Origin of the sequence: Pedobacter sp. V48, from assembly GCF_000523515.1 — a bacterium.
Lineage (GTDB): Bacteria > Bacteroidota > Bacteroidia > Sphingobacteriales > Sphingobacteriaceae > Pedobacter.
The window spans coordinates 126,215-133,358 of the sequence record NZ_AWRU01000029.1 but is presented as its reverse complement, the minus strand read 5'-3'; the positions used below and the strand labels follow the sequence as shown (position 1 = coordinate 133,358).

Below are 7,144 nucleotides of genomic sequence, written 5' to 3'. Positions count from 1 at the left end.
TCTTCCGATCTTAGCTTTTATTTCAGGATCTCGCACTTGTATAATGCATTTACTCTTCAGTGGCCCTGAAATAAATTCAGGATGACTAGGAGCATAAAAAAGGTCTTAGCCCGTACCGGAAAGTACGATCATTATTACAAGCATTTTGACACCTATACCCACWTAGTTACCATGCTGATGATWYTAGTGTGGTAACTCAAATATATCAACAAAGGGCTAGCTTAACAGCTAGCCCATATTTTTTTCCGGACAACAGTGAATTTATTTCAGGATCTCGCACTTGTATAATGCATTTACTCTTCAGTGGCCCTGAAATAAATTCAGGATGACTAGGAGCATAAAAAAGGTCTGTACCAACATGATGGCGCAGACCTTTTTTTATGCATGTGGTCTTACTAACAGATTATTCGTATTTTTACAGCGATGCCCTTTATAAAACTCACAAAAATAGAACGGAAGCGATTCCTCGTTTTAATCACCTGTTTACTTCTTGCAGTAGCAGCGTGGTTGCTAATGGCGTTAAATAATAAGTACGTTTACACGGCTAAAACAGTATTGGTTTATAAGAATTTTCCTCAAAAACGAGCCTTTCATGCACTTCAGTCCGATACTGTTGATTTGCAGGTTGAAGGAACGGGGTGGCAATTGTTATTTGCACGCTTAAGGGTTAAACCTCAGTCAATAGCTATCAATCTGGAAAAATTAAATAACCGTAATTTCATTCTTTTTTCTGAGCAATTGTTTAATGTTAACAGGCAGTTGGAAACTTCACAAAAGATAATTTCCGTAAAACCGGATACACTTTATTTTGACTTTTCTGAAAGAACTGTTAAAAGAGTGCCAGTAAAATTGGTGTCTAATTTTAGTTTTGCAAAGCAATACGGTATTTCAGAAGATATTGAGATCATCCCTAAATATGTGACCTTATCCGGACCGGAAGAAGAACTTAAAAAAATTAAAGATTGGCCAACCGATTCTTTAAAGCTTACAGATGCTCAAAATACCACTGTTTCAAGGATAGCTATGACGCAGAATAAGATGAAGAACGTAAGTATTTTTCCTACAAGTGCAGAGGTAAAGGTACCTATCGATGAGTTCACAGAAAAAACAATTGATCTGTCCCTGAGAATCATAAATAATAAAGACTATTATAGCGTTAAACTATATCCAAAGAAGGTTAAAATCACTTTTTTGGTGGCTTTGTCAAAATATCAGCAGATTAATGAGAACTTTATAGATGCTGTTGTAGATTTGGATGAATGGAGAGATTTAAAACACAATCAGCTAAGAGTTAAAATAACCCGCTTTCCGGATTATTGTAAATTGGTGAATATTGTTCCCGAGAAGATTGATTTTATAATTGAGAAATAATGTTAAAAGTAGGGATTACAGGAGGAATTGGTAGCGGGAAGACTACTATTTGCAAAATTTTTGAAACGTTGGGGGTCCCCGTATTCTATGCCGATACCGTAGCTAAAGAAATTATGGTAAATGATGCTATTCTAATCCAGGGTGTTAAAGATACCTTTGGCAAAGAAAGCTATCTGCCTGGAGATATATTAAATAATAAGCATATCGCTGGTATTGTATTTAACGATGCCGGGGAGCTGGCCAAGTTAAACGGATTAGTTCACCCTGCAGTTTTTAGAGCATTCGATAACTGGGTTATTCAATTGCCCGAAAAGGTTCCTTATATACTTAAAGAAGCTGCTTTATTGTTTGAAAGTGGTTCTTACAAAATGTGTGATAAGAACATTCTCGTTACTGCACCATTGGAACTCAAATTAGATCGCGTAATGAAACGCGATGGAGTAACTGCCGATCAGGTAAAAGCCAGAATGGATAAGCAGTTTACCGACGAAAAGAAAATACAGATGGCTGATTACCTGATCAAAAACAACGAAACAGATTCCCTTATTAATCAGGTAATGGATCTACATCAGCTGTTTCTCAATACCAAACCTTAATGATATTAGAAGATTTTATAGAGATCGATAAGACCGGTCTGTTTTGCAGGTATGGTGATTTTTATCTGGACCCAAAAGAAGCAGTGAAAAATGCGGTCATTTCGCATGCCCATGGTGATCATGCTGTTGGAGGTAACCACAATGTGTACTGTACCATGGCAACCTCTTTATTTATGCATCATAGATACAAGAAGTTTGCAGGTGGAGAATTCTACATCATGGGCTATCATAAAACTTTTGATGTGAATGGGGTTAAAGTAACCTTTATTCCGGCAGGACATATTTTAGGCTCTGCTATGGTGCTAATGGAGTACCAAGGTGTAAAGTATCTTTATACCGGCGATTATAAACTCCAACCCGATAAAACCTGTGAACCAGTGGAATTTGTAGAAGCAGATGTCTTGATAACTGAAACTACGTTTGCTGATCCAGAAACACAACACCCAATTGCTGAGGAAGAAATAATTAAGCTGAGTTCAACAACCAGTAATATTATGCTTGGTGCATACGCGTTAGGGAAATGCCAGCGTCTGATCAGTTTGATGAATGATTACTGTACAGAAAAAAGGATACTTGTTCACTATAGTATGTTACCTTTTGTGAAAATATATGAGCAAATGGGAGTAAATTTAGGTAAGTATGAGATCTATGACCGTAAGGTAATGAAGAATAATCATACAAACATGGTTTATATGGTTCCGCCAATGGTTTTTAAGAGCTATTTTAAGGCAATTAACGTTATCAGGATATTCGCAACAGGCTGGAAACACCTTCAAAGTAGCCATGAAATTCAATTGTACATATCAGATCATGCCGATTGGAATGATATAATTTTAACCATAGAAAAGGTAAAGCCTAAACAAATTTGGACAAATCATGGTAATGGATACCATTTAAAGAAACATTACGAAAAAAGTTTGGTAGTGAAATTGCTTAACTGATGAAAGAAGGTGTAGATTATTACTTCAATGAAAATGGCTTTATGGTTTTTACAGAAGCTTATCACTTAAAACGTGGTTATTGCTGTAAAAATAAGTGTAAACATTGTCCATGGGGATTTGGAAAGCAAAAAATAAAAGCTACACCACCAGACAAATAAAGAACGAAAAGATGCAGTTGCAGAAAGAAACGCTTACCACAAAATTTGAAAGTATCCATCACCAGGCCATTGTAAATGTGTGGCATACCAGTAATTGGTGTACGGAGAAATTAAAACAAACGATCCTGCCTTTTGAGGTTACTACTCAGCAATTTAATATTTTAAGAATTTTGCGCGGGCAAAATCCTAGTCCAGCTACCATAAATCTTCTGAAATCAAGAATGCTCGATAAAATGAGTGATACTTCAAGAATAGTGGATAGACTGGTGCAAAAAGGACTTGTAGTAAAAGAGTCAAACGCTGTAGATAAACGAGCCGTAGATATTAAAATAAGTGATAAAGGCCTGGAATTGCTTGAACTGATGGATCAGGAGATTAGTCTTTCAGTACTGATCTCATCAAATTTAACCGAGCAGGAAGCTACTATATTAAATGATTTACTTGATAAAATGAGAGGCTAATGCCTTGTTAATGTGAATGACCAGAGCTAAAATACCCAATTAACGCAATCGCTATACCACACAACACTGCAATCATTTTGCGTTTTGATACTTTATGATCTACGCTTGATTCGAATAATATGGTAGTAGAAATGTGTAAGAATATACCGATTACAATTCCCATAATCCTGTTGAAATAATTTTCAATACCGCCAATTGTTCCATTGCTAAGTCCATAGCTTACATAGAATCCCAGGGGGGCCATTACGGCAAAAATCCCAGTGTAAATGATGATGTTACTCTTTTTAAATTGGTTTTGCATTAAAATACTAGCTAATGCAAAAGCAGCAGGGATGTGATGAAGTGAAATCCCAAATATCAAAGCATTATGCTGATCCTTAGCCAAAGGCATTCCCTCAAGAAAAGCATGAAGGCAAAGACTAATCATAATTCCATATGGAAATACTTGTGTCTCATGGTGCTTGTGGATGTGGCCATGCTCTACGCCTTCAGAAAATTGCTCTAAAAATATCTGTAATAAGAAACCTATAAGAATAAATATTCCAATTTCCTGCGGATCAGAACCACTGTATGCATCTGGAATTAAATGTAAAACAGTTATCGCAAATAAATAGGCACCACTAAAAGAGAGAATCAGTTTTAAAAGTTGGGATTTGTCGCTTTTAACTAAAAAAATGGCAGACCCTCCCAAAAATGCGCTAAGAAATAGAATTAATACCTTCCAGATTTCCATTATAACTGTGGTTGTAGTTTTTTATAAATTTTTGATGTGAATAAGCCTATAAGTGTACCAAGTATTGCACCCACCATAGTGTCAATAGGGTAGTGAACACCTACATAAATCTGAGAGAACGAAATAATAAATGCCCAGAAAAGGCCAATTGGTAGTATTAGTTTCCATCTGTCGTAAAATACAAAGATAAGAAATACAGCTATTGCAAAATGATTTGTAGCATGCGCAGAAGGGAAGCTATAGCCACTTCCACAAGGCACACGGTGAATGATGTCATCAACCAGCGTTATTTCATTACAAGGTCTTATTCTTGCCACCGCAGGTTTAATAAGTCTTGATGCAACCATATCACCAATAGCAAATGTAACAAGTAACATCCCAATGATGTACCAGCCTTTCTTTTTGTACTCAATAAATGAGAAAATAATGATGAACAAATATAATGGCGCCCAAAAATAACGATTGCGCATTAAGGGGAGCAGCCAATCAAAAAATGGATTAGCAAGGCCTCTATGGATCTTAAGAAAAAGTTCTACATCAAATTGTTGTAAACTTTCTATCATGCTTTTTTGCAAATTAGTATCAACCTGTCCGATTTGCTTTCATCAAAAGGATCTAAGCCATAACTTCCAAAGGTAGCCGCTATCTTTAGTCCGCTTTTCTCAAACATGCGTTCAAAATCTTGAAGAGTAAAAGCCTGCACACGTTCTTCGAACGCATAAGGTTTATCTCTATGCTCGAAATTTATATGTTTAATAATTTTCCCCTCGGCTACAAATTTATGCAGGTGAAATTCAATACCTTCTACGGTTTTAATCTCTTGCTGCGTGAGATTTTTAAGGATCTTTTGCGTGTTGAAATAGTCTATCACCAAAGTTCCGTCTTCTTTTAAGCTTTTTCTGAACGCCTTCATTGCATTAACATGCTCCTTTTCCGTTTCGAAATAGCCGAAACTCGTAAATAGGTTCATTGCAATGTCAAAATAGTTGATAAAAGAAAGCTTGCGCATGTCATGAACAAAGAAATGAAGGTTCTTTTGTTCAAATTGCTGGGCGTATTTAATACTTTGCTCTGATAAGTCAATTCCAGTTACATCATAACCTTTTTTATTAAGGTAAATTGAATGTCGACCTCTTCCGCAGGCGATGTCTAAAATTCTGGAATTTGCGGCTGGCTTCAGGTAAGCAGAAAGGTTATCAATTAAAAACTCTGCTTCGGCATCATTGCGCTGACTATATAGTATGTGATAGAAAGGAGAGTTAAACCAATATTGGAACCATTTTCGCTGCATAGAGCCTGTATTTTGATGTTTAAGAAAAAAAACAAACTTAGATAAAATTGTTATCATAAAACAATTTTATCGCTACCTCCGCTACGAAAAATTTTAAATAGACAGCAAAGGAAATAAAGCATAATTTTACGAATGCATGGTGCTGAGTTAACCTGCTTTGCCTATTTTTTGTTATTTTTGGAAAAAAAATAATCAACAAATTGACACTAATAAAATCTATTTCTGGAATAAGGGGGACAATCGGTGGTATTGCCGGTAATGGTTTAACCCCAATCGATATTGTAAAATTCACTGCAGCCTATGGTTCATGGGTAATCAGCAAAACAAATAACAAAAGAATTGTTCTGGGCCGCGATGCCAGGATATCTGGCGAAATGGTAAATAACCTGGTTATCGGTACCCTGCAAGGTTTGGGTATTGAAGTAATCGACCTTGGTTTATCTACCACTCCAACTGTTGAAATTGCTGTTCCAATGGAAAATGCCGGTGGTGGTATAATTTTAACAGCAAGCCATAATCCAAAACAGTGGAATGCATTGAAACTCCTTAACGAGAAAGGTGAATTTATTAGTGATGCAGATGGAAAGGATGTTCTGGAAATTGCGGAGAAATCTGAGTTTGCATTTGCTGATGTTGATGATTTAGGTAAAGTGATAAGCAATGATACATATTTGCAAAAGCATATTGATGTTATTCTCGCGCTTCCATTAGTAGATGTTGAAGCAATAAAAGCTGCCAATTTTAAAATTGCAATTGATTGTGTTAACTCAACAGGTGGTATATTTGTACCTGCTTTGCTAAAAGCTTTAGGAGTTGAAACTGTTTATGAGTTGTATTGTGAACCTGATGGCCATTTTCCTCATAATCCGGAACCGCTCCCTGAAAACTTAACAGAGATTGCTAAAGTTGTACAGAGCAAAAATGCTGATCTTGGTATTGTTGTTGACCCTGACGTAGATCGTTTATGCTTTGTTTGCGAAGATGGATCTATGTTTGGCGAAGAATATACTTTAGTAGCCGTAGCAGATTACATCCTTAAAAACACACCAGGTAATTCAGTATCTAACTTATCTTCTACAAGAGCGCTCAGAGATGTAACTGAAAGTTCTGGCGGAACATATAATGCATCTGCAGTAGGTGAAGTTAATGTAGTTAACAAAATGAAAGCTACAAATGCAGTTATTGGCGGAGAGGGTAACGGAGGAATTATCTACCCTGAACTTCACTATGGTCGCGATGCTTTAGTTGGAATAGCTTTGTTCTTAACTCATCTAGCTAAATTTGGCAAGTCTATCTCTCTTTTACGCAAGAGCTACCCTGAGTACTACATTTCTAAAAATAAAATCACATTAACTCCCGAAATGGATATTGATGCCTTATTGGTAAAGGTTCAGGAGAAATATAAGAATCAGCCAAACAGTACAATAGATGGATTAAAAATTGAGTTTGATAAGGAATGGGTACACCTTCGCAGATCAAACACAGAACCAATTATTCGTATCTATAGTGAAGCCGGATCTGAAACTGTAGCCGAAGGTTTAGCTACAAAATTAATCTCCGACATCAAAGAAATATTAAAACTGAGTTAGTAAA

The 7,144-nt window shown here is 36.3% G+C and carries 9 protein-coding genes; 6 read left to right on the top strand and 3 right to left on the bottom strand.

Features of this window, described 5'->3' with window-relative positions:
* Positions 1-513 precede the first annotated feature (513 nt).
* Genes N824_RS20090 through N824_RS20075 form a run of 5 tightly spaced genes read left to right on the top strand, consistent with a single transcriptional unit; the run spans position 514 to position 3,527 of the window.
* On the top strand, positions 514-1,371 hold the full coding sequence (locus N824_RS20090) for a YbbR-like domain-containing protein (RefSeq protein ID WP_235207219.1): 858 nt from the start codon (positions 514-516) through the stop codon (positions 1,369-1,371).
* On the top strand, positions 1,371-1,967 hold the full coding sequence (coaE, locus tag N824_RS20085) for a dephospho-CoA kinase (protein WP_048906933.1): 597 nt from the start codon (positions 1,371-1,373) through the stop codon (positions 1,965-1,967). Before N824_RS20090 ends, coaE begins: the two co-directional genes overlap by 1 nt.
* Positions 1,967-2,908, top strand: coding sequence for an exonuclease (locus N824_RS20080; protein WP_048906932.1), 942 nt, complete (start codon positions 1,967-1,969; stop codon positions 2,906-2,908). The genes coaE and N824_RS20080 overlap by 1 nt, the downstream gene beginning before the upstream one ends.
* Entirely contained in the window at positions 2,908-3,066 is a 159-nt protein-coding gene (locus N824_RS31405) for a DUF5522 domain-containing protein (RefSeq protein ID WP_161662344.1), read from the top strand. The genes N824_RS20080 and N824_RS31405 overlap by 1 nt, the downstream gene beginning before the upstream one ends.
* Before the next feature lie 11 nt (positions 3,067-3,077).
* Entirely contained in the window at positions 3,078-3,527 is a 450-nt protein-coding gene (locus tag N824_RS20075; protein WP_048906944.1) for a MarR family winged helix-turn-helix transcriptional regulator, read from the top strand.
* A 7-nt stretch (positions 3,528-3,534) separates the two neighbouring features.
* On the opposite strand, the gene N824_RS20070 is transcribed toward N824_RS20075, so the two are convergent.
* Genes N824_RS20070 through N824_RS20060 form a run of 3 tightly spaced genes read right to left on the bottom strand, consistent with a single transcriptional unit; the run spans position 3,535 to position 5,551 of the window.
* A complete protein-coding gene (locus tag N824_RS20070) occupies positions 3,535-4,260 on the bottom strand; it encodes a ZIP family metal transporter (protein ID WP_048906931.1) in 726 nt (241 codons plus the stop codon).
* Positions 4,260-4,823: a phosphatase PAP2 family protein gene (locus N824_RS20065; RefSeq protein ID WP_048906930.1), complete on the bottom strand. Its 564-nt coding sequence runs from the start codon at positions 4,821-4,823 to the stop codon at positions 4,260-4,262. Before N824_RS20065 ends, N824_RS20070 begins: the two co-directional genes overlap by 1 nt.
* Positions 4,820-5,551 carry a bifunctional 2-polyprenyl-6-hydroxyphenol methylase/3-demethylubiquinol 3-O-methyltransferase UbiG gene (locus N824_RS20060; RefSeq protein WP_048906943.1) on the bottom strand — a complete coding sequence of 244 codons (732 nt, stop codon included), beginning with the start codon at positions 5,549-5,551 and terminating at the stop codon, positions 4,820-4,822. The genes N824_RS20065 and N824_RS20060 overlap by 4 nt, the downstream gene beginning before the upstream one ends.
* Before the next feature lie 200 nt (positions 5,552-5,751).
* Here N824_RS20060 and glmM point away from each other — a divergent pair, with 200 nt between their 5' ends.
* Entirely contained in the window at positions 5,752-7,140 is a 1,389-nt protein-coding gene (glmM, locus tag N824_RS20055) for a phosphoglucosamine mutase (protein WP_048906929.1), read from the top strand.
* Positions 7,141-7,144: the final 4 nt, after the last annotated feature.